Source organism: Nostoc sp. C057, from assembly GCF_013393925.1.
In the GTDB taxonomy this organism is placed as follows: domain Bacteria; phylum Cyanobacteriota; class Cyanobacteriia; order Cyanobacteriales; family Nostocaceae; genus Nostoc; species Nostoc muscorum_A.
On record NZ_CP040281.1, the window covers coordinates 6,873,723 to 6,900,563 of the forward strand.

20 protein-coding genes are annotated in these 26,841 nt (G+C 41.2%); 8 read left to right on the forward strand and 12 right to left on the reverse strand.

Annotation, left to right across the window (positions count from 1 at the left end; translation table 11 throughout):
- Window positions 1-54: 54 nt before the first annotated feature.
- On the reverse strand, window positions 55-189 hold the full coding sequence (locus FD724_RS41180; RefSeq protein WP_256874388.1) for a hypothetical protein: 135 nt from the start codon (window positions 187-189) through the stop codon (window positions 55-57).
- A gap of 404 nt (window positions 190-593) precedes the next feature.
- On the reverse strand, window positions 594-980 hold the full coding sequence (locus tag FD724_RS29235) for a hypothetical protein (protein WP_179075026.1): 387 nt from the start codon (window positions 978-980) through the stop codon (window positions 594-596).
- A 320-nt stretch (window positions 981-1,300) separates the two neighbouring features.
- Here FD724_RS29235 and FD724_RS29240 point away from each other — a divergent pair, with 320 nt between their 5' ends.
- Entirely contained in the window at window positions 1,301-2,023 is a 723-nt protein-coding gene (locus FD724_RS29240; protein ID WP_174710515.1) for a response regulator transcription factor, read from the forward strand.
- A gap of 64 nt (window positions 2,024-2,087) precedes the next feature.
- Here FD724_RS29240 and FD724_RS29245 read toward each other — a convergent pair whose 3' ends face one another.
- Window positions 2,088-3,452, reverse strand: a complete 1,365-nt coding sequence (locus tag FD724_RS29245; protein WP_179075027.1) for a lipid-A-disaccharide synthase-related protein — start codon at window positions 3,450-3,452, stop codon at window positions 2,088-2,090.
- A gap of 234 nt (window positions 3,453-3,686) precedes the next feature.
- Here FD724_RS29245 and FD724_RS29250 point away from each other — a divergent pair, with 234 nt between their 5' ends.
- The 3 genes from FD724_RS29250 to FD724_RS29260 all read left to right on the forward strand — a co-directional run bounded on the left by FD724_RS29250 (window position 3,687) and on the right by FD724_RS29260 (window position 8,686).
- Window positions 3,687-5,768 carry an outer membrane protein assembly factor gene (locus FD724_RS29250; protein WP_179075028.1) on the forward strand — a complete coding sequence of 694 codons (2,082 nt, stop codon included), beginning with the start codon at window positions 3,687-3,689 and terminating at the stop codon, window positions 5,766-5,768.
- Between the two features lie 413 nt (window positions 5,769-6,181).
- Window positions 6,182-7,204, forward strand: coding sequence for an NADP-dependent oxidoreductase (locus tag FD724_RS29255; protein WP_179075029.1), 1,023 nt, complete (start codon window positions 6,182-6,184; stop codon window positions 7,202-7,204).
- Between the two features lie 87 nt (window positions 7,205-7,291).
- Window positions 7,292-8,686: a collagen-like protein gene (locus FD724_RS29260; RefSeq protein ID WP_179075030.1), complete on the forward strand. Its 1,395-nt coding sequence runs from the start codon at window positions 7,292-7,294 to the stop codon at window positions 8,684-8,686.
- Between the two features lie 3 nt (window positions 8,687-8,689).
- Here the strand turns inward: FD724_RS29260 and FD724_RS29265 are convergent, their stop codons facing one another.
- Window positions 8,690-9,250, reverse strand: coding sequence for a nitrate transporter (locus FD724_RS29265; RefSeq protein ID WP_179075031.1), 561 nt, complete (start codon window positions 9,248-9,250; stop codon window positions 8,690-8,692).
- 997 nt (window positions 9,251-10,247) lie between these two features.
- Window positions 10,248-10,823 carry a TIGR04376 family protein gene (locus FD724_RS29270; protein ID WP_179075032.1) on the reverse strand — a complete coding sequence of 192 codons (576 nt, stop codon included), beginning with the start codon at window positions 10,821-10,823 and terminating at the stop codon, window positions 10,248-10,250.
- Between the two features lie 149 nt (window positions 10,824-10,972).
- On the opposite strand from FD724_RS29270, the gene FD724_RS29275 reads away from it, so the two are divergent.
- Window positions 10,973-12,517, forward strand: coding sequence for a DUF3131 domain-containing protein (locus FD724_RS29275; RefSeq protein ID WP_179075033.1), 1,545 nt, complete (start codon window positions 10,973-10,975; stop codon window positions 12,515-12,517).
- 89 nt (window positions 12,518-12,606) lie between these two features.
- On the opposite strand, the gene FD724_RS29280 is transcribed toward FD724_RS29275, so the two are convergent.
- Together FD724_RS29280 and FD724_RS29285 are read right to left on the reverse strand one after the other, a co-directional pair.
- The gene (locus FD724_RS29280; RefSeq protein WP_179075034.1) at window positions 12,607-13,149 is read right to left on the reverse strand and encodes a Uma2 family endonuclease; all 543 of its coding nucleotides are present in this window, start codon (window positions 13,147-13,149) and stop codon (window positions 12,607-12,609) included.
- 157 nt (window positions 13,150-13,306) lie between these two features.
- Window positions 13,307-14,170 (reverse strand): GIY-YIG nuclease family protein, encoded by an 864-nt coding sequence (locus FD724_RS29285; RefSeq protein WP_179075035.1) that lies wholly within the window; start codon window positions 14,168-14,170, stop codon window positions 13,307-13,309.
- A 149-nt stretch (window positions 14,171-14,319) separates the two neighbouring features.
- Between FD724_RS29285 and FD724_RS29290 the strand changes: the two genes are divergently transcribed.
- The 3 genes from FD724_RS29290 (at window position 14,320) to FD724_RS29300 (ending at window position 20,412) form a co-directional block, all read left to right on the forward strand.
- Window positions 14,320-17,121 (forward strand): DUF3131 domain-containing protein, encoded by a 2,802-nt coding sequence (locus FD724_RS29290; RefSeq protein ID WP_179075036.1) that lies wholly within the window; start codon window positions 14,320-14,322, stop codon window positions 17,119-17,121.
- 508 nt (window positions 17,122-17,629) lie between these two features.
- Complete coding sequence (locus FD724_RS29295; RefSeq protein WP_179075037.1) at window positions 17,630-19,636, forward strand: glycosyltransferase; 2,007 nt, start codon at window positions 17,630-17,632, stop codon at window positions 19,634-19,636.
- Window positions 19,637-19,704: 68 nt separating this feature from the next.
- Complete coding sequence (locus FD724_RS29300; protein ID WP_179075038.1) at window positions 19,705-20,412, forward strand: PIG-L deacetylase family protein; 708 nt, start codon at window positions 19,705-19,707, stop codon at window positions 20,410-20,412.
- 40 nt (window positions 20,413-20,452) lie between these two features.
- Here FD724_RS29300 and FD724_RS29305 read toward each other — a convergent pair whose 3' ends face one another.
- The 5 genes from FD724_RS29305 to FD724_RS29325 all read right to left on the reverse strand — a co-directional run bounded on the left by FD724_RS29305 (window position 20,453) and on the right by FD724_RS29325 (window position 26,618).
- Entirely contained in the window at window positions 20,453-20,818 is a 366-nt protein-coding gene (locus FD724_RS29305; protein WP_179075039.1) for a Lin0512 family protein, read from the reverse strand.
- A 155-nt stretch (window positions 20,819-20,973) separates the two neighbouring features.
- Complete coding sequence (locus FD724_RS29310; RefSeq protein WP_179075040.1) at window positions 20,974-21,342, reverse strand: cyclic nucleotide-binding domain-containing protein; 369 nt, start codon at window positions 21,340-21,342, stop codon at window positions 20,974-20,976.
- Between the two features lie 579 nt (window positions 21,343-21,921).
- Entirely contained in the window at window positions 21,922-23,040 is a 1,119-nt protein-coding gene (locus FD724_RS29315) for a hypothetical protein (RefSeq protein WP_179075041.1), read from the reverse strand.
- A 295-nt stretch (window positions 23,041-23,335) separates the two neighbouring features.
- On the reverse strand, window positions 23,336-24,469 hold the full coding sequence (locus tag FD724_RS29320; RefSeq protein WP_179072797.1) for an ISAs1 family transposase: 1,134 nt from the start codon (window positions 24,467-24,469) through the stop codon (window positions 23,336-23,338).
- 400 nt (window positions 24,470-24,869) lie between these two features.
- Entirely contained in the window at window positions 24,870-26,618 is a 1,749-nt protein-coding gene (locus FD724_RS29325; RefSeq protein ID WP_179075042.1) for a tetratricopeptide repeat protein, read from the reverse strand.
- Between the last annotated feature and the right edge of the window lie 223 nt (window positions 26,619-26,841).

A 26,841-nucleotide genomic window follows, 5' to 3' on the forward strand; every position in this document is an offset into this window, starting at 1 on the left:
AAAAATATAAGATTTTCGGAGATTTAAAATCTGTAACTTGATTAACTAAGGCGTTTAGCACAATATCCAATACTTGTTTTGCGTTGCCATCATCTTGACATTAGGCAAGATGAAAGGCTTGAGGATATGTCTGGCTAGATTTAAGTCATCAGCTTTCACTCGGTGTTGATCTTGATTTGAGGTTGTCATTACAATTACAGGAGTTGCTTTTAAAGCTAATTGTTGGGTTAAATTTAGTCTGTTGTATTTTTAATCTGTTTAGTTTGCCAGACTATTGAAATTAAACTCCTAGCAAACTACCAATGGCTTTCAAAAAACTAGCAATTAACAAATCGAAAACTATTGCTCTAGGCACAACAGACAGAACTGATATAAAGTAAAATAAAATACTTTACCAAGCTTAAACCAATTGTAAATGAGTGAGCAAGCGACCGTCGTCAGCCATTGGTGAGAGTTGCATACCATTATCGTGTACCATAAGCTTGAGCAGTTTTAACCATTAGATTTGGTTAGACCAGGTAAATAAGAAAGTGCTTCCTATACCTATTTGTGAATCACAAGTAATCCTACCTCCTGCAATTTCAACAATTTTCTTAACGATCGCAAACTTTCACAGTTTGGAAAATTCCCAAAACCTCCTCGCAAACTTTAGGAAGAATACCAAGTCTTTCTAAGCCTTTTGGCATTAAAAAGATTACTTGCCCACTTTGACTGGCGAAGGGTTTAACTTTTGAGCCATAAGTCGCCCACCATCTGGATGCACGAGTAATTACCCCATGCAGTTGTAGTTGAATTCCTTTTGAGATTGTCCACCATTGAGCCTGACTTTTCACGTGATAGGGAAAACAAGAGGCGAAACCTAAACCCCAAGTCCTCAAACCTTGTAGGGTTGGGGGAGAATTTAAAATCTCTTTCCTATAAGGAAAAAGGAATGGAAGTGAGGTTTTCCAGATCCCGTTAAAAGTCAGAACTTCGTCCATTTTTATAAGCTTTGTTCAAAGCTTTGTACAAGATAATAGGAAATAACTAATGAAAGATGGCAACTAAAAGCTGAATTCTGAGCAAAAGAGAGCAATTTGGCATTCATCTCAATATTTCATACTTTTTGTGCAAGTATCTATATATCTCCAGCTAGATATGTCCTCTATCTAAATATAAAAAAAGAGAAAATTTATTATTTCTAGCGATGGATGCAGACTGGTTAAAATATCATCTATCTTTGGTTTGGGGAAATAAGAGAAAGCGCTAAACGAAAGGTAATACTTTGAAAGATGCAAACAGCGTAAGAGCGGGTATAGCGATGAATGAAATTAGCATTATTTTAATTGAAGATCATGACTTAACACGAATGGGGCTAAGAGCGGCATTACAGTCTCACAGCGCCTTGAAAGTAATAGGCGAAGCAGCAAATGCGACTCAAGGACTAAAACTTTTGGAAACGGCAAAGCCAGATGTAGCTGTTGTAGACATCGGTTTACCTGACATGGATGGCATTGAACTCACCCGTAAATTCAAACGCCATCAAGCTGAAACTGGTCAGACGACAACGAAAATTCTGATCCTAACAATGGATCACACTGAAGACGCTGTACTTGCAGCTTTTGCAGCAGGTGCTGATTCTTATTACATGAAAGAAACAAGCATCAGTAAATTAACTGAGGCGATTCAAGCAACTCACGGCGGTAACTCTTGGATTGATCCGGCGATCGCCAATGTGGTATTGCGGAAAATGCGCCAAGGCATTCCTGGAGAAAGCCAAAGTTCTGATAAGCCGAAGACTGTAAAAATTGAGGCGCTAGCGTCAGAATACGAGCAAGTTTTAGAAACATATCCCCTGACTCAACGGGAATTGGAAATTTTAGAATTGATTGTAGCTGGATGTAGCAATGGGCAAATTGCCGAGAAACTCTATATTACAGTTGGTACTGTAAAGACTCATGTTCGTAATATTCTAAATAAATTATGTGCTGATGATCGTACCCAAGCTGCCGTCAGGGCCTTACGTTCTGGGTTAGTAGCATAAGGAACTGGAAACGAGGGAGATCAGGGAGATTAATTAATAACCAATGCCCAATTCCCAATTCCCATCAACTCAATCGTTCCTGTAAACATTCTGCAATGCGTAGTGCGGCCCCTGGTTTGCCCATACGCCGCAGGCCATTTTCGGCAATAATTTGCAAAATATCAGGATCTTTGAATAGAGACTGGACGATCTCGGCCACTTCAGCTGGTTGCTCGACTAAAATCAAAGATGATCCTAAATGACGGCTTTGAGCTTCAGCAAAGGTAGGGTTATATTGGGGGCCATTGCCGGGAATAGCGATCGCAGGTTTCCCTAAACCGATAAACTGTTCTGTGGCTGTACCTGCCATTGCGATCGCAAAATCTCCCAAATGTAAGCAGTCATTATAGGATTGTTGAGTCAGCAAAAGATACGCATTTCTTTGTTTAAATGCCAATACATTTGGATCGGGAAGTTGGATAGGACATACCGATTCCGCTCGCCAACCTTGGGATTGCACGCTTTGGGATAAAATATTAGAGTCTAAACCAGGAGCGATCGCACCTAAAAATATCACTGTGCCAGAAGTGTAAAACACCGAATCTCGCTCCTGAAAACTTGCCATCAGCGCAGATACAGCAATCATAATTTTTTCCCAGTTGGTGTATGCCTCTGGCGGACGGGAACCAGGAAGAAGAGTCACCATCAAAGGTCTAACCGTTTCTTGCTGATGACTATCCCGACTATAAAATTGTTGGCGTGAAAAGGTCGGTTGTAGACCATCCATCATGGGATTACCCAAATTAAAAGCGGGAATTGGCCATTGTTTTAATGTTTCCGTCGTCAGCACATCTCTAGGAAACACTGCCTTACAACGGCGACGACTCATTAACCAACGTTCCCAAGGATGGTAGACTGAACCAGAAAAGTTTTCCCAACGCGCGTCTTTGGATTTCCGTGGTAATAATCCAGCTTCATCGCGCACATAATATTCAGATTTCGCCGTACCCACAAAGGCATAATTAGCGCCACTAAAAGTTGCAAACAACAGGGGGACAATATCTCCCACAGCTAAAATCGCTCTTTTATTACCTAATTTTTTTTGAGAACTCACCCATCGCCGGACAGCTTTAATCTGGCTGAGGGTAAGTTGTAATAAACCACCGCGTACATCCCGCGCCAACTGGCGGCCATCCATATAAATAAAGCCACCAGAAGGCATAGTGCGAACTGAACCGATAAGAGGGATATCCAACTGTTGGTAAGCACGTCCTTCACCCACCAGAGGTAAAGCAAATATCTCTGGTGGGTTTGATTGTTGTTGGAGTTCTTGCAAAATCCGAACTGCAATTACATCTTCCCCATGACCATTACTTAATACAAGTAATCGTAAAGGAGAAGTTGCAGGTTGGGAGTTAGAAGCTACAGATAAGCGGGATGAATTACTCATAAGAAACAAAATATCAAAATTAACTGTCGTTTGGGTAAGAGGTGTAAATAGGGGAAATCGGCAAATAAGCTGGAAGTTAGTATTATCGCTATTTCTTTGCTTTCCTACAACTAATGCCAAATTCTCAAAGGATGTGTTGTTTAAAATTATTGGAAAAGCTTTTTAATCAAGTCTTTTAATCTAAAATCTAAAATCCAAAATTGTTATAACTCCCTGTTAATTAGGTTAAATATTATGCAAGTTTCTGCTACTGCAATTTTTACTTTAGCTACTTTAGCTGCTGCCAATGTCACTCAGCAAGCAACGGCTGCATCCGCTAAAACCGTTACTCCAACGGCAAAAGCTGGTAACTTGGTAGTGCCGATAATTGAAGACACTCCCACACGGATAGAGACAATTGCTTCTCCAGAAACTATAGTTGCACAACAATTTTCTCAAAATCCCGCCGCCGCACAAACAGGTGCAAGCAAAAATTCTCCAGTAGTCTTAAAGTCAGCGAAAGAATTAATTTCCCAAGCCATCCTCCCTGCCTCCCCTGCTCCCAAAACCCCTGCTACTGAGAGCAATTTGGTAGTCACAGCTACAGACGTACAGGTAGTGGGAGCCAATCAAGAATTGCAGGAGATTATTCGTAAAGTCATTAAAACCCAGGTAGGTGGAGAAACCAGCCAAAGTCAGCTACAAAGAGATGTCGCTGCAATATTGGATACAGGTTTATTTAGCAATGTCAGTGTGAATAGCTTTAGCACACAGGCTGGATTGAATGTAGTTTATCAAGTGCAACCAGTAATTGTGCGTAGGCGCAGCCCGCCGCAGGCATCGCTGCAATTATCTGGCGCTAAAGTCCTCACCTACCAAGTGGCTCAACAAAAGTTGCAATCTCAGATTGGAACCACCATCAGTCCCGTAGCACTCCAGCAAGCAGTAGCACAAATTAACAAGTGGTACGCCGACAATGGTTATAACTTAGCGCGGGTGCTATCAATTAAACCCAGTTCTCAAGGCATTCTGACTGTGAATGTTGCTGAAGGCTTGGTGAGTGATATCAAATTTCGCTTTGTCAACGACGAGGGTAAAACCTTTGATAGCAAAGGCAATCCCGTCGGGGGACGCACCAAACCAGATTATCTACAACAGCAACTCAAGCTAAAACCTGGTCAAATCTTCCAAGAAAATGTCGTCAAGCAAGACATCCAACAGCTATATCGCACTGGTTTATTTGAAACAGTGAATGTTGCCTTAGAAGGAGATGCGACAAAACTTGATTTAGTCTACCAACTCAAAGAAACTGGGGCGCGTGGTGTTAACTTGGGTGGTAGTTACAATGCAGATCAGGGTTTAGTAGGCACAATCAGCTATCAAGATCAGAATGTTGGCGGTGTTAACGATACATTAGGTGTGAATGTTGGCGTAAGTAGCCGAGACTTGCAATTTAATAGCAAATTTGTCAGTCCTTATCGGGCAACAAACCCCGATCGCTTGGGGTACACTGTGAATGGTTTTCGTAATCGGGAACTTTCGGAAACCTTTGATGACAAGATTAAGCTAGCTAACGGCGACAAAGTACGGGAAGGTCAAATTGGTGGGAGTGTCAGCTTACAGAGACCAATTGACAACTGGAATACCTCATTAGGATTAAACTATACCCGAACTAGTATTCGCGATCGCCAAGGTAATATTACCCCAACTGATGCTCAAGGCAATCCTCTCTCTGCGAGTGGAACTGGTGTTGACGACCTAACTACGGTATCCTTCACCGCCACCAAAGACCAACGAGATAATCCCCTCAACCCAACTCAAGGTTCCGTTTTGAGTTTGAGTACAGAACAATCTGTGCCCATCGGTCAAGGTAATATTTCTCTAAATCGCCTCAAAGCCAATTACAGCCAATATCTACCAGTCCAGTTATTTAACACCAAACAGCCACAAGTATTTGCTGTAAACCTGCAAGCTGGTACCGTCATTGGTAATTTACCGCCTTATGAAAGCTTTAATTTAGGTGGTTCCAACTCAGTGCGCGGTTACGATTCCGGCGATGTGGGAAGTGGTCGTAGTTATGTCTTAGCTTCCGCAGAATATCGTTTTCCAGTTTTACCAATCATAGGGGGTGTATTATTTGCCGACTTTGCTTCAGACTTAGGCTCAGGTGATACTGTATTAGGAAATCCGGCGGGTGTGCGAGACAAACCCGGCTATGGTTTTGGTTATGGGGCTGGAGTCCGCTTAAATTCACCACTAGGCTTAATTCGGGCTGACTATGGCATTAATGACCAGGGAGAAAGCAAAGTGCATTTAGGCATAGGTCAGAGGTTTTAAGTATATTCAAACTTTTTTTGTAAGGCTGCGCCAGATTTTTTGACCTACTCTTTCCTGACTTTTCACGGCATCTGGAAAACCTCTCTCTAAATCTCTCTCCTTTTAGGCTACGGTGTACACACAAGTGAATTAGACGTAGGTTGGGTGAAGCGGAGCGCAACCCAACATATATCAGAATGTTGGGTTTGGCAAAGCCTCCAACGCCACTTGCTACAACGCGGGAAACCCGCGCAACGCAGTGGCTCCCCAACCTACTGGTCTATCGCATTAATTTTGCTAGGTTTGTAGTGAGCGATTTATCGCTCAAATCAAGGACTAAAGTCCTTACTACGAACTTTTATAACCCTTCAGAATTAATGAGACAGACCACTACAATTTTTTGCAACATTTTAGGATTTAGAGGAAAATAACTGATGTCTGATTTAATGAACAAACAAATCATCCTCAAAAGTCGTCCAGTCGGCGAACCAAAAGAGAGTGATTTTGCTTTAGTAGAAACACCAACTCCCGAACCGGGTGAAGGCGAAATTCTTAGCCGCACCATTTATCTATCTCTCGACCCTTATATGCGTGGTCGTCTTAGTGCAGGTGAGTCTTATGCTGCATCAGTAGAATTGAATTCTGCGATCGTGGGTGGTACAGTCAGCCAAGTAATTAAATCAAATTATCCTCAATTTCAAGTAGGGGATTTTGTTCTGAGCAATAACGGTTGGCAAACTTATGCTGTATCTAAGGGTGAGACACTGCGTAAACTTGATCCCACTCAAGCACCTTTATCTTATAGCTTAGGTGTACTGGGTATGCCTGGTCTGACTGCTTATGCTGCTTTGCTTGATATTGGTCAACCGAAAGAAGGTGAAACTGTTGTGGTTTCAGCCGCCTCTGGTGCTGTCGGTGCAGTAGCAGGCCAAATTGCCAAAATTAAAGGTGCTAGAGTAGTGGGAATTGTTGGGAGTGACGATAAGCGGGACTATATAGTTAAAGAATTAGGCTTTGATGTTGGCATTAACCGCAAAACCCAAGAACTTGATTCAGCACTCAAAGAAGCTGCACCTAATGGAATTGATGTTTACTATGACAATACAGCAGGTGTGATTTTAGAAACTGTATTGCAGCAGATCAACCTTGGGGCAAGAATTCCACTAGTAGGTTTAATTTCGGAGTATAACGCTACATCTACTCCATCAGGGCCTAATTTAATGTCATTACTAATCAAACGAGCTTTAATCAAAGGTTTCTTAGTTTCCGATTATCAACATCGGTTTAATGATTTTTTGCGTGATGTTTCTGGATGGTTACAGTCTGGTCAGCTTAAGTATAAAGAAGATGTAGTTATGGGTTTAGAAAATGCTCCTCATGCATTCATTGGTTTACTTCGAGGTGATAATTTTGGCAAACTGATTGTTAAGGTAAACGACGATCCAACAGCCAAGTAAAAGGCACAGCACTAGAGACAAGGGAGCAAATTATTAAAAGTCAGCGTCAGTAGTAGTTGAATTAACTCAAGTTTTAGGTGTAACTAAATGCACAATGGTTTTAGGAGTAAACTACCACTACTGCTGACATTTTGCTTATTTACGAGCTTTTTGCCTGCCTCTGGTTCAGTTTTATGCCCAGCTGTTGCCTCTGACGAATATTATAGAGTAGCCAGAAATAATGGCAGAGATGGACGTACAGGAACCGATGGGCGATCGGGTAGAAGCGGTGAAAACCAAAATATTTTTGTTAATGGTTCACCCGTTAATCTTGATTTGTCTGGTAAAGATGGTGAAGATGGAGAAGATGGGGAACATAGCGATCGCCCTGACTGTGGTTATCAACGCAATCACGTCAGCCATGATATAAATGCAGCAAATGGTGGCAATGGCGGTAACGGCGGTAAGGGAGGAGATGGGGGAAATGGTGGTTCCCTCACAGTGTATTACAGCAATTTAGCAGATTTACGAAACATTTCTGTTCGGGCAACTGGTGGGCAAGGTGGACGTGGCGGTAGAGGTGGCAACGGTACGCAGGGTTGTCGCTGTCACAAGCGGAGTTGGGAAGTGAAAACCTGTAAAGGAACTCCCGGTAGCCCGGATTATAAGTGTACTGAAAAGGTTTATCGATGTAGCGACGGTAGCGATGGGCGAGATGGCAGCGATGGTAGTGACGGTAGCCAAGGGCGCTTAGGAACTTTAAGTATTGTAAATAGCAAGGAAGCTTTGGCAGGTGATAATCCAACGGTGCAGCTAGCAATTTCGGAACTGACAAACAAACCGGTAAACCTTTCCAAGAACAAATGGAATCTTCGCAAAGGTGCAGTTTCTCTACTTGCGCCTGGTTCTGCGATCGCAGATGATTACCTTGAGTTTGAACAGCGTCTAGAAGAAACTTTTCAAATAGTTTGGCAAGAAAAACAACCTATTACTAGCTTTGGCAATCAAGCTGTAACACTGAATTTAACTGACAACAAACAAGTAGAAGTTACTTTTGCTGAGGACTTATGGGTTGATGGTAGCATCAAGAATGAAGCTAATTTAACAACATTTACCGTTAACCATGCCATTCCCAAAAAAGATGTCACCCGGTTAGCTGTAGCAGAGTTTGCCGAAGCAGGACAAAACCTCAACTTAAAAATAGTTGATTTGGCAGCGAAATCTGATGCTATTAATACTCAGTTTCGCATCAAATTCCGCGCCCAGGATAACTTGTACGGCTTTTCTGGCTACAAAACTGAATATGAAGGGGATATTCCCAACGAACTTGTGACTCGTGACTACAACCGTTTTACTCTAGCTTTAGGCAAGCTCAAAATTCCTGATTCAGCTTTACGTCCTGGTGTCAACGTTGATATTGAAGTCGTAGCAACTCGTTCCTTGGGAATACGTTCTGCCAAACAAACTATTAGCTGGCAGGGTGCAATCCGCAAGCCTAGATAAAATTTAGGAAGATTTTTTCCCATCTGAAACCATTTGCGAAAGAATATAAGCTGCAAAATCTAGTAACTGATCCAGCAAAAAGCCAATGATACCAATGTAGAGTATCACCTGGATCATATAATCAGCATTGCCAGCTTTATAAGCTTCCCAGAGAGTAAAGCCAAGTCCTTTTGGGCCTGTTAACATTTCTATAGAAATAACTATAAACCAGGCTACCCAAATACTAACTTTCAAGGCATGAAATATATGGAATATAGCTACTCGAAAGTTATTATTCTGCCTACGAAAATGTTGCATACCAATTGCCGTATTAATAATCATCGTCCAGAGAGTTCCTAGAAAAACTACTGTAGTAGCAGCCGAGTCGCTCTCTTGAAACACTATTAATGCAATAGGTAGCAAAGCTATAGGAGGGATACTATGTGGTATCTGGAATATCAGCCTAAATAACTGATAAACCATGCTATTTATGCCTATTAGGTATCCGATAAAACTACCTAACACTGCGGCAGGAATGTAACCCACAAACAACCGTTGCAGGCTAGCTAAAATGTCTAAAAACATATATTCTCTCTGCCTCAGTTCTCATGGAAAAGATTTAGAAAATACTGTGGCAACAACACAAAATAGCAAAGATAAAAATGTGTTAAATTACACGCTCTCTTTGAAAAATATAAGATTGTTTCTATCTTCTCCTTGTTGGGAATTAGTCAAGAAAAGTTAGGTATTATTACGATGTTTTGGTCGTAATGTAAAGAGGGGTAAGGCTTGACTTTAGTAAACTTTATCAGAAAAATAAATCCTGATTAGTAAATTAAATACAATTTCCAAATTTTAATTGTTTGATGATTGTAGTAAGTATGAATATGTAAGATTTTTAATATTACATAAATAACAAAATTTGTTATGAGCAATACAGAATATTTATAAAATATAGCGCTTACCGATCTGGTGAGGTACGTTTTCAAAGCTACTAACCTTACTAACCAAGATTTGGGTGTACCTCAGTTGCTTAGTAAACGCTATAAGGAGTGTCGATATACTTTATTAAGTAAAAACAAAATTACTGTAGGGAAGCCAATGCGTTGCCCGGATTTTTTACCACTGAAAAATCCGGGTGTCTATTTCTTCAAAAATCAACTCTTGTCAGCGTTATTTCAATGCAAACAAAAAGAAAGACATGATTGGCATTCATATAGCGCTGCGATTGGTTATACCATTTCAATCGATGTATGATTACTGTAAAACAAGTAATTATACATTTACGTTATAAATTTCAGGTGTCCTTTTTATCGAACAGAATTCAGGAGTCAGGAGTCAGAATTCAGAATGAATTCTGTGCGAGTGGCGGATAGCGCAGCGTAAAGCCTTCTCTACGAGAGGCTGCGCCAACGGCATGGCTTCGCTTAAAGCGAGTCCACGAGCGTCTGAATAGCCGCGTTTAAGACCCCCACTAAATCTACGATTTGGTGGTCTTTAATCAGTCGCGGGTCTGAATCCCCGACTGATTTATTCTGACTCCTGAATTCTGACTTCTGAATTCTTCTTCAACCAGATGCGATTATTTCCCTAGATTGCGCTTCATTTGTTCTAATTCATCTTGGGTTTCCCAGCTACGGAACTTTTCTTCTAAGTCATCAAACCCACTAGAATAAGTGCTAGTTTTATTTGACCAGCCACTGGTTTCAAAACGCTGTTGAGTTTGTGCTTTATCACGGGCTGTTTGTGCTTCGGCTGCTTTAGCTTGAACCTCTTGTCGCCGTTGCTGGATTTTTCGTAATAGTTCTTGAGATTGGTTAATGCGTTCTTTCAGCCCTTGCATGTGTCCCCAGCGCTGATTTCCTTCGCGCAACAGGGCTGCTTCTCGCTCACCCGCCGCAGTCGCTAAATCTTCTCTGCCGGCGTTTTTGGCTTTTTGAACACGGATATGCCAACGCTGAATTTCTTGAGCGGTGGAGAGAATTTCTTCTTGCGATCGCTTCTCTTGCAATTGTAAATCTGCGATCAGCTTTAATGTGTCTTCTTCTTGCTCACGCAGCTGTTCTAGCAGCGCCTCTAACTCCAAATGTGGATTGTTACGCAAGAATTCTTCTAAACGGTTTTCTAAAAACCGACTCAAATCATCAAATAAGCCCACTGCTAGAACTCCAGAGATCGGGTGCGTGACTATTTTATTGTAGTAGTCAGATGAGCTTCTGGGTGTTAGTTAGATTTCAAAGTTGGGAAGAATGTATGTGGTGAAACTACGTAAACAACGCTGACTTACAAAATAAGGCTTTAATCAGTATGAGTTCTGATTTTCAACCGCCACCTAAGAACTTGTCCATACTAGCTTCTGTAGGAGGGGTAGTTACAGCTGTAATAGCGATCGCAATTTTAAATAGTTGGTCTAAGCAACTTTCCCAGGCTTCCATAGAAAAACCGGAAATCTCAACATCTGAAACTGCTTCACGCCAGTTGGTACAACCAAAGAAACTCCAAAACCCTGCCTCTGCTGCTGAAGCAGCTGAAATCATTGCCCGTCTTGATGCTAAATCTGTAGTTTTACTAGGTCAAGCTATTCCTAAAAACCAACTCACAGTAGCGATAATTCCATACATTGCTCCGGGAGTTGGGAAACTAACTCCACAGGAAATGACAACGGCACGTATTGCTTGGTCATATTTCCAGCGCAACTGGAATGATGAAACTGGTTTGGTAAATTCCGTTGATGGCTTTGCCTCCGTCAGTATGTGGGATCAGACAGCAGCGATCGCAGCCTTAGTTAGTGCTAAAGAACTCAATATCGTGCCTGCGGCTGAATTTGAAGCCAAAATGAGCAAAATGTTGAAAACACTGGCATCAATGCCTTTATATAAAGGGGAACTACCCAACAAGGTTTACAATGCCAAAACCCTCGTACCCGTCAATTATGGTCAACTAGAAAAACGCGAAGAAATTGGTTGGTCAGCTATTGATTTGGGAAGGATGGCAATCTGGTTGAAGATTGTCGAGGCAAAGTATCCAGAAATGCGATCGCTTTCTACAGACGTTTGGAAACATTGGCAAGTCAAGCGTATTACCAAAAATGGAAAAATGTACGGGACTGCGGTTATTAAAGGTAAAGAACAATACAATCAAGAAGGCCGCTTGGGCTATGAGAATTATGCTGCCTACGGATTAAAGCTTTGGGGCTTGAATGTTACACAAGCATTGGATTATCAGTCCAATGTTGCCTTTGTTGATCTTTACGGACAGGGAATTCCTTATGATCGCCGCGACTATAAAAACTCTGGAGCCAATAACTACGTTCTTAGCGAACCCTATATTTTAGATGGTATCGAAACTGGGTTTCAAGCTTTGCCTAAAGCATACGCCGATCGGATTTTAGCTGCTCAAGCAGGGCGTTATGAAGCGACAAAACAATTAACCGCCGTTACCGAAGACAACTTAGATCGTCCTCCATACTTTGTTTACAGCAGCTTGTTTGTCAACGGAGAACCTTGGGCAACCGTCACAGATACCCAACAAAAACACAACGATTTGCGGTTTCTCAGTGCCAAAGCTGCGATCGGCTGGCACGTACTTTATAATACTGATTACACGCAGCAGTTATTTAATTTCGTCCAAGCTAACCTTAACTCTAAAGATGGTTGGTACAACGGCTTTTATGAGTCTATGCGTCAGCCAAATAAAACTCTCACTGCCAACAATAATGGCGTGATTTTAGAGAGTTTGCTGTATAAACAAGTTGGACAACCACTTACCGTTTGGGCAGGAGTTAAAAGTCAGAAGTCAATCAAAAGGGCTATCAGAACACCACAAGTTACAGCTAAGATTATCAGACCATGAAAAAATTGGCGTTGCATGATAGAAGTTATCTACTGTGCAATGTCCATACCGTGTAACTACGGTAATTTGCAATATTAAGTAACGCCACTTTATGGCAAAAGTCTCTGAACAGACACTGAAATATCTGCGAATGCTAATGGTGTAACCGTTCCTTGCGTAAGAGTAAATTCTTCAACATACTTACCATTTTGAGGATTTCTGAACACAATCATCTGTTTAGCAGATAAATTTAAAACCCAATATTCTTGAATCGCAGCCTTAGCATAAATCGCAGCCTTGATCTCCAAGTCCTTGTTTAAGCTGGTTTTAGCAACTTCTACAATCCAGAAGATATCTTGAGGAGCAGGATGGCGATCGCTGTAAGATGACTCTGGAAGTCGAACAATTGCAATATCAGGTTCGGGTTCAGAGTCGGATAGTGTAATGGGCCCATTGAAACGAACATCAGCTTTACCTAATAGCAACTCTTCTAAATATTTTGCACCTCGTTTTGCTGTGGTGTAGTGAATTGGGGTTTCTGGACTCATCTCAACAATTTCGCCTGCTAGCAATTCCAGATGACGACCACGCAGAATGCCCGCCTCAACCATACGGTGATAGTCGTCTACAGACCATTTAGCCAGGGTTTTCATAGCAGAATTGCTCACATTCTTGTGATAGACCTAGTTCAATTTTATGGGTTCTGAGTTGATAAAGTTTATCAAAAATCTAAACTTAACGACTTTAACATCAACAAGCAATCTTAATATGCTTCTGGGGCTGTTTTGCAGGCAAGTCAACTTCTTCATACTACCTTACATCCCCTTGCCCATCAGATTGTTGTGACCTATGTAGCTCCATAAGTTCTCCCAGCTTGAAAAACCTTATGCCATCCTCAGAAATATTTGGCTTGATAGGTTCAACCTCATAACCTTCTTTACTTGGGATTCCAACATCTTCTAAAATCAACTCGTCATAGCCTGAATTACTTACTTCTGGATCATCTCTATAATTTTGGCTGTCAAGTATTATATTGTAGCCAACCTCATATTTATAGGATTTAATAACTAGACTATGTACAATACCGGGCTGATTACGCCATAAAACACGTGTACCGGGAGGATAGTATACTACATTATTTAGTGGTGGAACCTGCTCGATAAAATTCTTGTTTTCTAAAATTTCAATTAGCTCTTCTAGCTTTTCAGGTGGTAACTCAAACCACTCGCTGTTTTCTACTCGATATTCGGCGAAAGCTTCATGTAAAAGCTTTTCAAATCTTGGTGCATCTTCAAAAAAAGAAGAGCAAACAAATAAATGTTTAACTGGATCGCCTGTTTGTAGTTCTCGCATCCTTTTTGCGACATCCTTAGTAATACCTATTTTGTAAGATTCTGTCGACTTTAGAACATAAATAAATCTATTTGAATTAGTTACTTTTTCATCGGATTGAGTATAGAAGGGTAAATGGTTCCAAAACCAGGATTCTCCCTTCTCATCTGGGGGAAATTGGTCAAAGTACTTACCTACAACATTCGCGCATTTTCCCCAATGTGCAGAGACTATTGTACTAGGATATACACCTCTCGAAAAAATACCACCTGTCCCTTTAATCCAATAAGTTCCTTTATTGTCTTTAATCGGTTCTCCACAGAGGTAGCAAATAGGTTCCAATCACTTACTCCTTTGTTGCTAGCTTAAGTTTCAATTGCAATTTGGCGTATCTTCACGAACACAACACCAATCGGTAGTTATTTGCATCCTTACGAATATAACTGTAAAGACGCGCTATGCGCTCCTAACTCCTAATTCCTTTTTTGCGTATGATATACAAACTCCGTCAACAAAAGCTGTTGAGATGGATTGCATTGTTCCTAGTTGGGACATTTCTGCAATTGTTGTTTTACATCCCGACACCAGTCTTATCCCAAAATTCCAATAGCTGTAGCAATATTACAGCCCCTCTGATACCTGAAGAACAAACTTACGCTCGTGGTGCTTGGCAGTATTTTGTCAAAAACTATCAGCCGGCAACAGGATTTACCAATTCTACAGGGGGTTATCCTTCTGGTACACTCTGGGATATGGGTAACTACCTGATGGCGTTGAATGCTGCACGGTGGTTGAATCTCACTGATCAAGCAGATTTTGATGCTCGTCTCAACAAATTTTTAACGACTCTCAGCAGCTTAAAGTTATTTGAAGATGCTTTGCCCAATAAAGTCTATAACGCAGCCAATGCACAAATGGTTGATTATGGAAATAATCCACTGGAGCGAGGTATTGGTTGGTCTGCTTTGGATGTCGGGCGAATCCTGGCGGCGTTTGATGTCATCCGTACCTGTCATCCGCAATATAATGATTGGCTTAAAGGAATTGTCGCGAAGTGGCAAGTGGCGCGATCGCTCAAAGATGGACAACTTTTTGGCGCTACTGTTCTCCCAGACAACAAAACGTTGTTGGTGCAAGAAGGACGACTCGGCTACGAAGAATACGGCGCTAGAGGTTATGGACTTTGGGGTTTCCCCGCACCCAAGGCTATTTCTTTAGAACCGTTTAAGTTAGTCGAAATTAATGGTGTGCAAATTCCTGTTGATACCCGTGACTTTAAAAGCACTAATGCTAATAATTACGTTGTTAGTGAGTCTTATATCCTTGAAGGGATTGAGTTTGGCTTGCAAGGTGAATTAGCTGATTTTGCTGCCAGGGTTTTAGATGTACAAAAACGGCGTTACGATACCACAGGGCAGTTGACTGCGGTTACAGAAGATAATATAGATCAAGCGCCTTATTTTCTCTACAACACCGTCTACGCCAACGGTGCAAACTGGGCAACAATCACGGATGCTAATCAACCTTATCCACAGTTTCGTAGCATCAGCACCAAAGCTGCTTTTGGTTGGCGCTATCTTTTTCCAGAGAATGCTTATGCTCAAAAAGTTTTTGATGCTGTCAAGGATCTCCGCAGCCCTGATGATAGTGGTTACTATGCTGGTATCTATGAAGAATCCAAACAGCCTAATAAAGCTTTGACAGGTAATACTAATGGGCTGATTTTAGAGATTTTATACTACAAAGCTAAGGGAAATCACCCTTTAATTGCTTCTGGTTCTGCGAGTGTGTCTACTGGCAAACCCAGTGAAAACAATCAACAGAATTCTACTGTTACGCCTTCGGCTAAAACATCCTCAAATCAACCTAATTCTACTGTTACACCTCCGATCGCAACGCCTGCGAATACTCCTAAACCAACAGAAGTAACCGTTGCACCTATTCCACCAGTGGATAGTCCCCAATCATCATCTAACCTCAAACTAGATCGATCGCTGTCGGTGATTGAACGGCGTTATGCAGAAGCGGCTTGGCGATACTTTCAAGCGAATTATCACTCCAAAAATGGGCTGATTGACGATCGCAGTGATTTCAAAGGTGCAACCCTCTGGGGACTAGGAGATTACCTCGCAGCGCTCCATGCAGCGCGATCGCTCGATATAATTACTCCCAAGGAATTTGACCAGCGCACCCGACATCTTTTAGGAGCCCTGACAAAGTTACCATTGTTTGCTGGAGAGTTACCCGGTCGGGGTTATGATACGCGATCGCTCCAACCAGTAGATTACGGTGGAAATCCAGCCCCAGAAGGAAACGGCTGGTCAGCTTTGGATTTAGGTAGAATGCTGGCAGCACTTTACAACTTAAAAACTTGTCATCCAGAATACACGGCTGCGGTAGATAAAATTGTGCTGGATTGGTCATACTTGCGTGTGGTGCGCGAGGGTATTCTCTCCAGTGCTACCGTTATCAAAGAGCAAGAGGGGCGATCGCTGATCCGCGTCAACCCAGAAACCCGCTTGGGATATGAAGAATATGCAGCTAGAGCTTTTCAATTATGGGGATTTAATGTTAATGGTTCTGCTGTTGGGGGAGAATATCAAACTGCCTCAGTAGAGGGAGTGAAAGTGCCAATTCAACGCCAACGCATAGATACCAACTCAAAAGTTAACCAATATACAGTTAGTAATCCTTTCTTACTCTATGCACTGGAGTTTGGACTAGATCCAAAAATGCGATCGCTCTTTGAACCAATTTTTCAAGCACAAGCTGAACGTTATCGTCGCACCGGCAACCTCACAGCCTCAGCTACCACCTTGATTGATCGTAAGCCTTACACTGTCCACAGCACAATTACTGGAAAAGGTGAGTCTTGGGTAGCTTTAGGAGATGACGGTCAACCTGTACCAAAGGGGCGATTGGTGAGTACAGCAGTCGCTTTTGCCTATCATGCCCTGCTTCCAGAGAACAAGTACAGTCAAGAGTTACTCCAAGGAACGACTGACTTATATAATCCATTAGCTGGATTTTATGAGGGTTTCTATGAAGCCACAGGTAAAACGGCAGTTGGTTTCACCAGCAGCACCAACAGTATGATTTTGCAATCCTTGCTGTACAAGGTAATGAATCAACAACCTCTAATTCGTCCGACAAATGACATGAAATCTCCCTGGTGGCAAGAAGTTAGTAAGGGAAATTCTGGGCGAGGTCTACCCAACACTGCCACACAACAAACCAAGTTAATTTCTGATAGTTCTAGCAGTTACTGGGTTTCAGCTAGCGATCGACATTAAGATAAGCAGACGCAGAAATGCAAAGATGCGTGCCTGCGTCCTCTAGCAGTAATGTTGGGTTGGTAATAGGTTGTTAGTAATGAATTCAACTAGGGAATACTTATTCTGAAGGAATGCAGATAAAGTGGGAAGCTCCGTCTAGTCTATACGGCAGGGCTTCCCATTTCATCGGGAATAGCCTCCAGGACTCCCTAGTTCTATTGGTCTAACTTTTCCTCCCTTGTCAGAATCCCAAGACCCAAATCTTTTTCTTGCAACATATACCTATCAGCTTGGTTCTCACTTATGGCATTAGACTTCTTGCAGAAGTGGGGTAAAGGGTAAGGGGTAAAAGGGAAAGGGATAGAATTTCCCCAAACCCAGTAACCTTTACCATGCACCCCAACATCTTGGCATTTGTTACTTTTGCAAGATGTCTATTGATGGTTACTGAGCGTAGTCGAATCTAAAATCCAAAATCGTTCGACTGAACGCTCACGACAAGTCCAAAATCTAAAATAGTACTAAGATGAGTTCAGTTTCTATTAGTGATAATTCCTCAAAGTTTTCTGGTAATAGTCGCTCATTACTCAAAAAAAGAACGCTGTTATTTCGCTATCTTGCAGAAATAAATTTAATTTTTGGTATCTGGTATTTGCAATGGCGCGTCACCCATTCCATCAATTTTGATGCACTGTGGATCTCTATTCCTTTGTTGATAGCAGAAATTTATAGCTATTTCGGCGGTGTGATGTTTGTGATTGGGTTATGGCGACCTTTAGTGCGACAGGTTAAGTCTCTCGACCAGATGACCCCACCTTTACCCAGATCGAACTGGCCAACAGTAGATGTCTTTGTAACCTGCTACAACGAACCGCCGAAAATTGTAGAGGAAACTGCCAAAGCTGCTCTGGCAATGGATTATCCGCCAACAAAGTTACGAGTTTATGTTCTAGATGATGGTAACTCGGCTGATATGCGGGCTATGACAGAAAGATTGTGTATTGAAGATTTGCAGTCACCACAACTACAACAAGAAGCAAATCGGATTGATGCAGAACACTCTTCTTTATTGCAGCGCCTAAAGGAACTAGAAAATCTCACACCTAATACTCAGGCCGCAGAACAATGGTTGCAAACATCATCAGAACCCGTGGTTAATCAGTTGGCTACGGAATTTGTGCAAAGCCTGCGACAATTTATTCTTTGGTTATCTCCGGCTCATGAAAGTATTAGTAATTCTTCTGGAGAGACGCTACGCGATCGCCTCACTACCGAACGGAAAGCCCTAGAGGAAACTATTCGTAAGAAAGAACTTGAACTTTTGGAACTCTCTCGGTTTCGGTATATCGCTCGTCCCAAGACACCTGGTGTAGCACATCATGCTAAAGCAGGCAACATTAATTACGCAATTTTTTCTGGACAAACGGCAGGAAATTTTATTGTTACTCTAGATGCCGACCACATTCCCAAGCAAAATTTTCTGAGGCGAGTTATACCTTATTTCTATACATATAATCTTTCAACAGGAAGATACGACCAGAATCAAATTGCTTTTGTACAGACTCGCCAGGATTTTTACAATATTCCTCCAGGCGATCCTTTTGGACATCGATCAAATTTATTTTATGGGCCACTTCAACAAGGTAAAGATGGCATGAATGCTGCCTTCTATACAGGCACAAATGCGATATTGAGGCGTGAAGCACTTGTTAGTGTAGGACTGCAAAATTTTGCTGATGAATTTGCCAAAGATGAAAAACGTTTAGATGAATTTGATTTAGTTGGTGGGGTATCGAGTAATAGTATTACAGAAGATATGAATACAGCTATGCGTCTGCATAGTGCTGGCTGGAAATCTATTTATCACAATGAACTTTTGGCAGAGGGTTTAGCACCAGATGAGCTGAGTTCTACTCTTAAGCAGCGACTACGCTGGGCACAAGGAACGATCCAAGTGCTAGTTAGGGAAAATCCACTCACAAAATCAGGGCTAACATTTTGGCAAAGATTGCAATATTTTAAGACGATGTATAGTTATTTCTCTGGTTTTGCAACTCTGGTGTTTATTTCTTGTCCTATTATTTATTTTTTTACGGACATTGTTCCAGTTAAAACCTACGGATCTGACTTTGCTATACACTTTTTCCCAGCTTTTATTATCAACCGTCTCACCTTCTTAGCAGCTACCTGGGGCATTCCAGCTACAGAAATTTGGCGTTCTGAACAATATGCGATCGCTTTATTCCCCCTGCTAATCCAAGCTGTATGGAGTGTATTCACAGGACAAAAACTCAATTTTCAAGTCACACCTAAGCAGAGGCAGTCTGGTATTTATCTCAGGCTGGTTTGGCCACAGTTAGTTATCTTTATCCTCACTATTCTGGGAATATTATGGAGTCTTTATCGCTTTGCAATTGGTCATCTAAATAATCCTTTGGTTCACCTACTCAATGGTGCATGGGCTATCTATAATTTGTTACTTTTGTCTGCTATCATCCGCGCATCCGTTTGGCAACCTCCAAAAGAAACGTAAGAGAGACATAGGGAGAAGGAAAATAACTCTTAACTCCTTTATAAATTCAATGTAAAAAGAAAACACTAATGAACATTAATTCAGACTCAAAAAACTTTGGTCAACGAACTGTCTTAACAATTTATGCTCATGCTGATGATGAAGTTCTACCTGCTGCTGGTACTCTCAGTCTGATGTCCAAAGCAGGATGGAATATTCGTTGCTTAATTTTGACTGATGGCAGTCTTTCCAGTTCGCCTATTAAGGGTACACGTCATCAAGAAGCGGATGCAGCAGGTAAAATCATCGGTGCAACTTACGAGTTTTATGCACTTGAGGAGTATAATTTTTCAACTCAAGCAGTGATTAAAGTTACTGAAGAAGCTATTGGGCGTTGGCAACCGGATCTAATTATTACTCATGCACCACAACCTGAAAAATATGGACATAGAGATCATGAAGTATGTGCAATAGCAGTTTCTAATGTTGCTACGCGCAAAAACATAACTTTGTGGTATTCAGCCCCGCCTGTTTTTTTGCGTGGTTTTGAACCCAACTTTTTTGTGGATATTACTTCTGTAATTGAGGAAAAAGTTGCAGCTATTAATTGTTATGAATCAGAGGTAAACAAAGCATTTATGCAACTTGATGCCATACTGGTTCTATCTCGTTTTTGGGCACGAGAGTTAGGTCAAAAAGATGGTTACTTTGAAGCTTTTGAAATTTCCCGACAATGTGTAGATGCTAGCTTTTTTTATGCAATAGCTAATAATCACCAAGTAATTAAACACAGCTAATCGTCATTTGATTAAATAAACGTTGCGGTTTTTATCTCAACTACTCATTTTCGATCAAAACTGTAACAGCTGCGATCGCAATCAACATTTCATCATTTTTATCGTTGAGTTCGGGAATCGCCCGCCCTTGGACTATCATCCCCCCAGATTCTACGGTAAGAGTTTTCCGACCAAATGGTAGGACAGCTAGTACCTCTTCTTCTCTAACTTGTTCTGGATATGGCACTGCTACCTGAACTTCTATAATCATTTCATTGGGATGGCTTAAACCTGCCACTTCCCAAACACCAGGTAAGGCATTGTGAGCGATCGCATTCCTTACTGCCCTAGATGCTGCTACTGTTGGTTCTTGTCCATGCTGATCTATTCCCATTCCCATCTCAATAATCAACCGTTTACGCACCATTACTACCTACGGTAAATTCTCCACTTTTCACCACCAAAGGCAGCTATAGTAAGGACAGAAGGCTCAGTTGGAATACTGCATTTCTTCCTTACAAGACCCTTCACGCAGAGTCCTACGATGAGAGCCAAACTTCTGCCTTCTGCCCCCTGCCTTCTTTAGACCAGACGTTGTAAGCGACTAAGACGCTCTGAGTAACTTTTCATCACCTGTATGGCAAACATAGGTGTTTCCTGAACGGCAAAGAGAAACCCTTCTTCATCAAGAAAACCTAGTTTAGTATCCACCTTGGCAATAGCTGTGTAATTTCTATTTTTTATTCCTACAAGTATTCCAGCACCAAAAACTTCGCCCTTCTCAATGGTTTCTACAACCTTGTCGTTGACTACTATATCTACCTCTCCTTCCACAATGCCGTACATACTATCACCAGGCTGTCCTTCTTCAAAGATTACTTTACCTGCTGAAAATGCTTTAGGATCGGGTTGTTTTTGAAAGATACTGACTGTTATTACAGGACTTAGCATTAGAGCGACCCCAAAATTTTTGGTTTTTAGACGAAATTTGTTGATAGCTTTAGACGAACCCAGAAAAGTATACTACTTTATGTCGATTAACTCTCAATCTCCGCAAAATTCCTGATTAGTCTCCTAATCGCCTAAAAACCTTTCCCTGGTTTTACTAGGCAGGCAAAACCGTCCCTCTCTGAGTCGGAGCTACGGTGTAAGTAGAGCGGCGTTAATAATTCAAGGTTTGTAGTGAGGACTTTAGTCCTCTTATGAGGGCTGTTCGCGGAGCGTTCCCATAGGGTAGCCCTCACTACGAACTGATATCAATATACTTAATCTAGTTTGATTTATTCCCACCGACTTACTTATACACAAGTTATCGAATCACCTCACCCTAACCCTCCCCTTATCAAGGCTACGGTGTACACACCAGTCTTCTAGAGTTGCGCCACAGGCTTTTGATTCCCCCAACCCCCCTTAAAAAAGCAGGCAAAAAGCTCTTAAAGTCCCCCAATTTATCGGGGGATTACAGATCAAGTTTTGTAACTGTTATGTGGTCATGTCTTTGATTTGCATCGTTTCTCCGAAAAATTTACTTTATTTACGTTTGGTAATTAGCCAACCTAAAGCGATAAATACCACGGTAGCAATGATGCTTAAAGTTAACGATGCGTAAAGGGGATGTTTTTGTACTAACGGTAGATTAATTTTATCAATGTGTGTTGTGAATACGCCAGAGGCAATCGCACCACCGCCAAAGCCGATACCTAATATCTGGATTGTGTTTTCTAACGAGCGATCGCGCTCAGTTTGTTCTGTTTCTACTATACCTCGAATAGTATCAACCAATTGCCCAAACAATTCTTGACCTGGAGTCAGATAGTTAATATCTGTTTGTATTTGTTCTTGCCATTTTTTACAGTCTTTCTTAATAAAATCTTGCCAGGATTGGGGGCTATTTCCGCCATCAATAGTTTGAATCTTTTCTAAACAAGTTGTGTAATTAGTAATATTCGTAGTAATTGTTGTGTGGTGCGTTTGTAAATCTTGCAAGCATCTGGTGTAATCAAAGCTTTTTTTGGGGATTTCTCCCATTAAGCTTTTTAAGCCAGATAATTGTGTTTGATTTTCAGATATCAGGCTGTTAAATTTTTGAATTTTATTTTCTAAATTACTATAAATTGTTCTCGCTTCTCGGTAGCGTTGACGCGCTAGTTGATAAATGTAAAGTATTTTATGGTAGCTACATAGTAAATTTAGCAACCAGTCATAAGCTTCTGCTGCAAGTCTTGCTGTTGCAACTTGACTATTATTCATGACTATTAAAATATGGCATTGTTTGGCAGGATTATCTGGTTCACCTGGGTCAAGTGCTTGGTATTCAAATAAAAGACTACCAAACAGTTCTCCTTGTTGCGATTGTACAGGATTTAAATTTGTGCCAGCTACTAAGGCTATGGCTAATTTTTCAGCTAGTGTATCACAATCTTCACTTGGATCTACTTCTCCATAAATCGATAATGTTTGTCCTAAAGATGCTTGAATATTAGATGGTAGTAGGGAACTTGGTTTAAAATGTTGCAGTTGTGGTATGTCTATGGAAATATTTGGTGATTCTGAAACCAGAGTTAAATCAACTGCGTAGCTATCGTTAAGCAAGAAAGGCTGAAGATTAGCATTAATTTTAAAGCCTTCTGGTGTGGGGAGACTACCCAAATCTAAATCTTGAGCATCAATTAACCGTTCTGGTATTCTTCCAGGGCAAACGCATCTTATTTACTAATAAAAACTAAGGGAGATTCCAAAATGACATAGATAATTGCAAAAATCGGTGAAATGATAAATAAAATAAATCAAATATTTTTCAAAATTTGAATTAGCTTATCTTCAACTGAATGACTAATCGTCAATACTAAAATAATTCAATTATGAGCTACATAAGAATATATTTACTTAGAGAATAAATAAAACTTTTATGTAAAACATTCAACTCAAGTTTTGATGTACTATTTTAAGCTAACGCTAAAATACTTAGTAAGTATTTGTTATCCATCGCCGCGAGAAACTGTTTATTTTTGATTCCACGTTTGACACGCTTCTCTTGACTTAAAAGATTGACTGCAAGATGTCTGAGAATTGCAAAATTATGTGGGGCATTATCTTTTCTAATTCGACAGTCATCTTCTCTTAAGGCAACATCCAATAGCCAATGCAATGAATTTTCAATTCCCCAATGACTGCGAATAGAATTACCAAACTGTTTAGCATCTGACTCAAGGCTACTGATAAAATACCGAGTTTCAACCGTTGTTTCACCATTGAATGAACGGACAGATTCTACCATGCCAACACTATTAAAATTTGACCAAATTGAATCTGGGTTAAGCCGAGATTCAATTTGAGAGAACATTACGTAATTGCGGATTTCATGACGACCATGCCCTGTTTCTTCTGTTTTATACGTGCTATGTGCAATCCCCTCAAATCCTGTAGCTATGCCTGAAGAGAATAGTTTTTCTACTTCATCATAAAGATTTCCTTGATTCTTCTTTAACCCAATTACATAATCTGCATTTTGCTGTGTGATTAGCTTCACAATCTCCTTCTGGCAGCCAATTGCATCAATGGTCACAATACATCCTGACAGTTCTAATACCTTTAATAATTCTGGAATTGCTGTAATTTCATTTGATTTTTGATCTACTTTTACTTGTCCCAGCACTAATTTATTTGTAGTTGCCCAGGCACTTACCATTATAATTGCGCTTTGGTCACTACTTGTATCATAAGAACCACGTAAAGTTTTCCCATCAAGCGCGACAACTTCACCATCAGTTATCTTCTGTATTGATTTCATCCAGCTCAGAAAACATTCCTGGAACTGTTGAGGATTTATTTGTGCAAATACTCTTGCAAATGTATCGTGGGACGGAATCCCATTTGGTAATTCTAAAAATGTTTTTAACCATTCATACTTTGCACAACCATAAGTCTCTACGGCTACCCAACCATCCGCACCACAAATCACAGCACATACGGCAATGGTCATGATATCGATTAATTTATGTCGTTTGGTGCGATCTACTCGTGGATCTTGTATCACCGCAAAATGGTCAGCAATCGTAATTTTGGGTTTCAGCTTCATAGAGAGGAGAATAAGAACGTAATTCTTCTTTCTGATAAATGTGAGAATACCACGTTCAATGAAGGCCAGCCGTCCTCACTTTCACAGCATCTGTAAAAGTCACTTTGATCGGAAGGGCGATGGTGTAACCGTCCTTCCCGGCGGCGATCGCATAAATTGAGCTTTTCTTTGTGCTGATCTTCTCATAATTCCTAGTCATTAATCTAAAACTATTGAGAATCAGACTGTGAGAAAACCTACGCTAGAAGAGTGGAGAACTGACCGTGAAAGCTCAGGCAGCCGTCGGCTGCCTCTAACTCCCCCCTCGTAATGATTATCATTTTTATAACGAGTGAGATTTAATTTCCTCAAAGCCTTATGTAGTTTGAGTCTTGGTGTATTTCGCCCTGATTCAGGCTCGTCAATATTTAGATGCGTTTGCCCTGACCATGCATCGATAAAGTTGATTCCATTCTTCTGCTTGTTTGCGCTTGGCTTCTTCGCCAGAAACAATTTCACCGCGCAAAGCTTCTACTGTTTCTATTGCCGCAACAAAGGTATTGTAAGCTGAGTCAAACTGTTTTTCGTCTTGGTATAACCTGCCGAGATTTAACAAAGTTTCTGCATGGTTTTGGGGAAAGGCACTCTTGGTTGTAACTTCCAGAGCAGCAGAATAAGCAGCGATCGCCAATTCAATATTCTCGGCTCGTTCTCCTAAAATTCTGTCTTTGTAAGCATTCCCCAGATTATTTTGCGTCGTTGCCCAATTTTTAGGAAAGGCGCTGGAGGTTCTAACTTCCAGTGCAGCAGAGTAAGCAGCGATTGCTAATTCAATATTTTCGGCTCTGTCTCCTAATATTCTCTCAAGGTAAGCATTCCCCAGATTATTTTGCGCCCTTGCCCAATCAAGAGGAAAGGCATTGCGGGTATAAACTTCTAGTGCAGCAGAGTAAGCAGCGATTGCTAATTCAATATTCTGGGCTTTGTCTCCTAATATTCTCTCACGGTAAGCAGCCCCCAGATTATTTTGCGAACCTGCCCAATCAAGAGGAAAGGCATTGCGGGTATAAACTTCTAGTGCAGCAGAGTAAGCAGCGATTGCTAATTCAATATTCTTGGCTCTGTCTCCTAATATTCTCTTAACGTAAGCAATCCCCAGATTATTTTGCGAACCTGCCCAATTTTCAGGAAAGGCATTGCGGGTATAAACTTCTAGTGCAGCAGAGTAAGCAGTGATCGCTAATTCAATATTCTCGGCTCTGTCTCCGAATATTCTGTCCTTGTAAGCATTCCCCAGATTATTTTGCGCCATTGCCCAATTTTCAGGAAAGGCATTGCGGATATAAACTTCTAGTGCAGCATAATAAGCAGCGATCGCCAATTCAATATTCTCGGCTCTGTCTCCTAATATTCTCTCAACGTAAGCATTCCCCAGATTATTTTGCGCCATTGCCCAATTTTCAGGAAAGGCATTGCGGGTATAAACTTCTAGTGCAGCAGAGTAAGCAGCGATCGCTAATTCAATATTCTTGGCTCTGTCTCCTAATATTCTCTCAACGTAAGCAATCCCCAGATTATTTTGCGCCATTGCCCATTGTTCAGGAAAGGCGCTACGGGTATAGAGAGTGACAGCGATTTCGTAACAAGTGATAGCAATTTCCATCTTGTTGGCTTTGCTACCCAAAGGAAAATTGCTAATCTGATTACTCAATATAAGCATCACGTAAGCAACGTCTTCTGCTCTATCTGGTTCCGCTTCTCTCAACATATTTGCTGCCCAATGGCGCAATAATTGAGCAAAAATTTCATTGAGTTTATCGGTATTTGCTGCCAGCAATGGGTAAATTAGTTGAGCATCGCCGTTGCTCTCTATGCTCTCTAGTATTGCTAGCAGCACCTCTCCTAAAAATTGCCTGTAAATCTCTATATCTTCTTGAGTGATGGGGGTGGTTTCTGCGGTAGTGAGATATGTTGCTAAGTTTCTCAACCACTCGGCAGTATTTTCCTCTCCCTGCTGGGCAAAATGCTCTGCTGCTGCTACAACAACCTGCACAAAGTCAGCATCTAGCAATTCTGTATTCGCTGCTAATATCTCTGGTTCTTTCCCGCTAGGGCAATCTAGCAGGGTTTGAATTAGCTGATTATAAGCGTGTAAACGCTGTTCGTTCATGAGCAAGTGTGAGTTAGACGCATCTTGATGAAGCTTCAACAATATTATGCTCAATTTCGGAAAAATTAGGGGTAAAAGGTTTTAGATTCTTCTTAAAAAGGCTACGGTGTACACGCAAGTCGAATTACTACCAGTCCTCGAATTACCCCACCCTAACCCTCCCCTTGTAAAGGGGAGGGAACTAGATAGATTTCTTTTTCCCCCCTTTCTAAGGGGGGATTAA

Bases quoted from the DNA above. Each gene is read 5' to 3' on its own strand.
- FD724_RS29310 (WP_179075040.1), bottom strand. From the start codon at position 21,342: ATGCTAAGTCCTGTAATAACAGTCAGTATCTTTCAAAAACAACCCGAT.
- FD724_RS29295 (WP_179075037.1), top strand. From the start codon at position 17,630: ATGAGTTCAGTTTCTATTAGTGATAATTCCTCAAAGTTTTCTGGTAAT.
- FD724_RS29240 (WP_174710515.1), top strand. From the start codon at position 1,301: ATGAATGAAATTAGCATTATTTTAATTGAAGATCATGACTTAACACGA.
- FD724_RS29245 (WP_179075027.1), bottom strand. From the start codon at position 3,452: ATGAGTAATTCATCCCGCTTATCTGTAGCTTCTAACTCCCAACCTGCA.
- FD724_RS29275 (WP_179075033.1), top strand. From the start codon at position 10,973: ATGAGTTCTGATTTTCAACCGCCACCTAAGAACTTGTCCATACTAGCT.
- FD724_RS29250 (WP_179075028.1), top strand. From the start codon at position 3,687: ATGCAAGTTTCTGCTACTGCAATTTTTACTTTAGCTACTTTAGCTGCT.
- FD724_RS29265 (WP_179075031.1), bottom strand. From the start codon at position 9,250: ATGTTTTTAGACATTTTAGCTAGCCTGCAACGGTTGTTTGTGGGTTAC.
- FD724_RS29325 (WP_179075042.1), bottom strand. From the start codon at position 26,618: ATGAACGAACAGCGTTTACACGCTTATAATCAGCTAATTCAAACCCTG.
- FD724_RS29260 (WP_179075030.1), top strand. From the start codon at position 7,292: ATGCACAATGGTTTTAGGAGTAAACTACCACTACTGCTGACATTTTGC.
- FD724_RS29255 (WP_179075029.1), top strand. From the start codon at position 6,182: ATGTCTGATTTAATGAACAAACAAATCATCCTCAAAAGTCGTCCAGTC.
- FD724_RS29300 (WP_179075038.1), top strand. From the start codon at position 19,705: ATGAACATTAATTCAGACTCAAAAAACTTTGGTCAACGAACTGTCTTA.
- FD724_RS29290 (WP_179075036.1), top strand. From the start codon at position 14,320: ATGATATACAAACTCCGTCAACAAAAGCTGTTGAGATGGATTGCATTG.
- FD724_RS41180 (WP_256874388.1), bottom strand. From the start codon at position 189: ATGACAACCTCAAATCAAGATCAACACCGAGTGAAAGCTGATGACTTA.
- FD724_RS29305 (WP_179075039.1), bottom strand. From the start codon at position 20,818: ATGGTGCGTAAACGGTTGATTATTGAGATGGGAATGGGAATAGATCAG.
- FD724_RS29235 (WP_179075026.1), bottom strand. From the start codon at position 980: ATGGACGAAGTTCTGACTTTTAACGGGATCTGGAAAACCTCACTTCCA.
- FD724_RS29320 (WP_179072797.1), bottom strand. From the start codon at position 24,469: ATGAAGCTGAAACCCAAAATTACGATTGCTGACCATTTTGCGGTGATA.
- FD724_RS29280 (WP_179075034.1), bottom strand. From the start codon at position 13,149: ATGAAAACCCTGGCTAAATGGTCTGTAGACGACTATCACCGTATGGTT.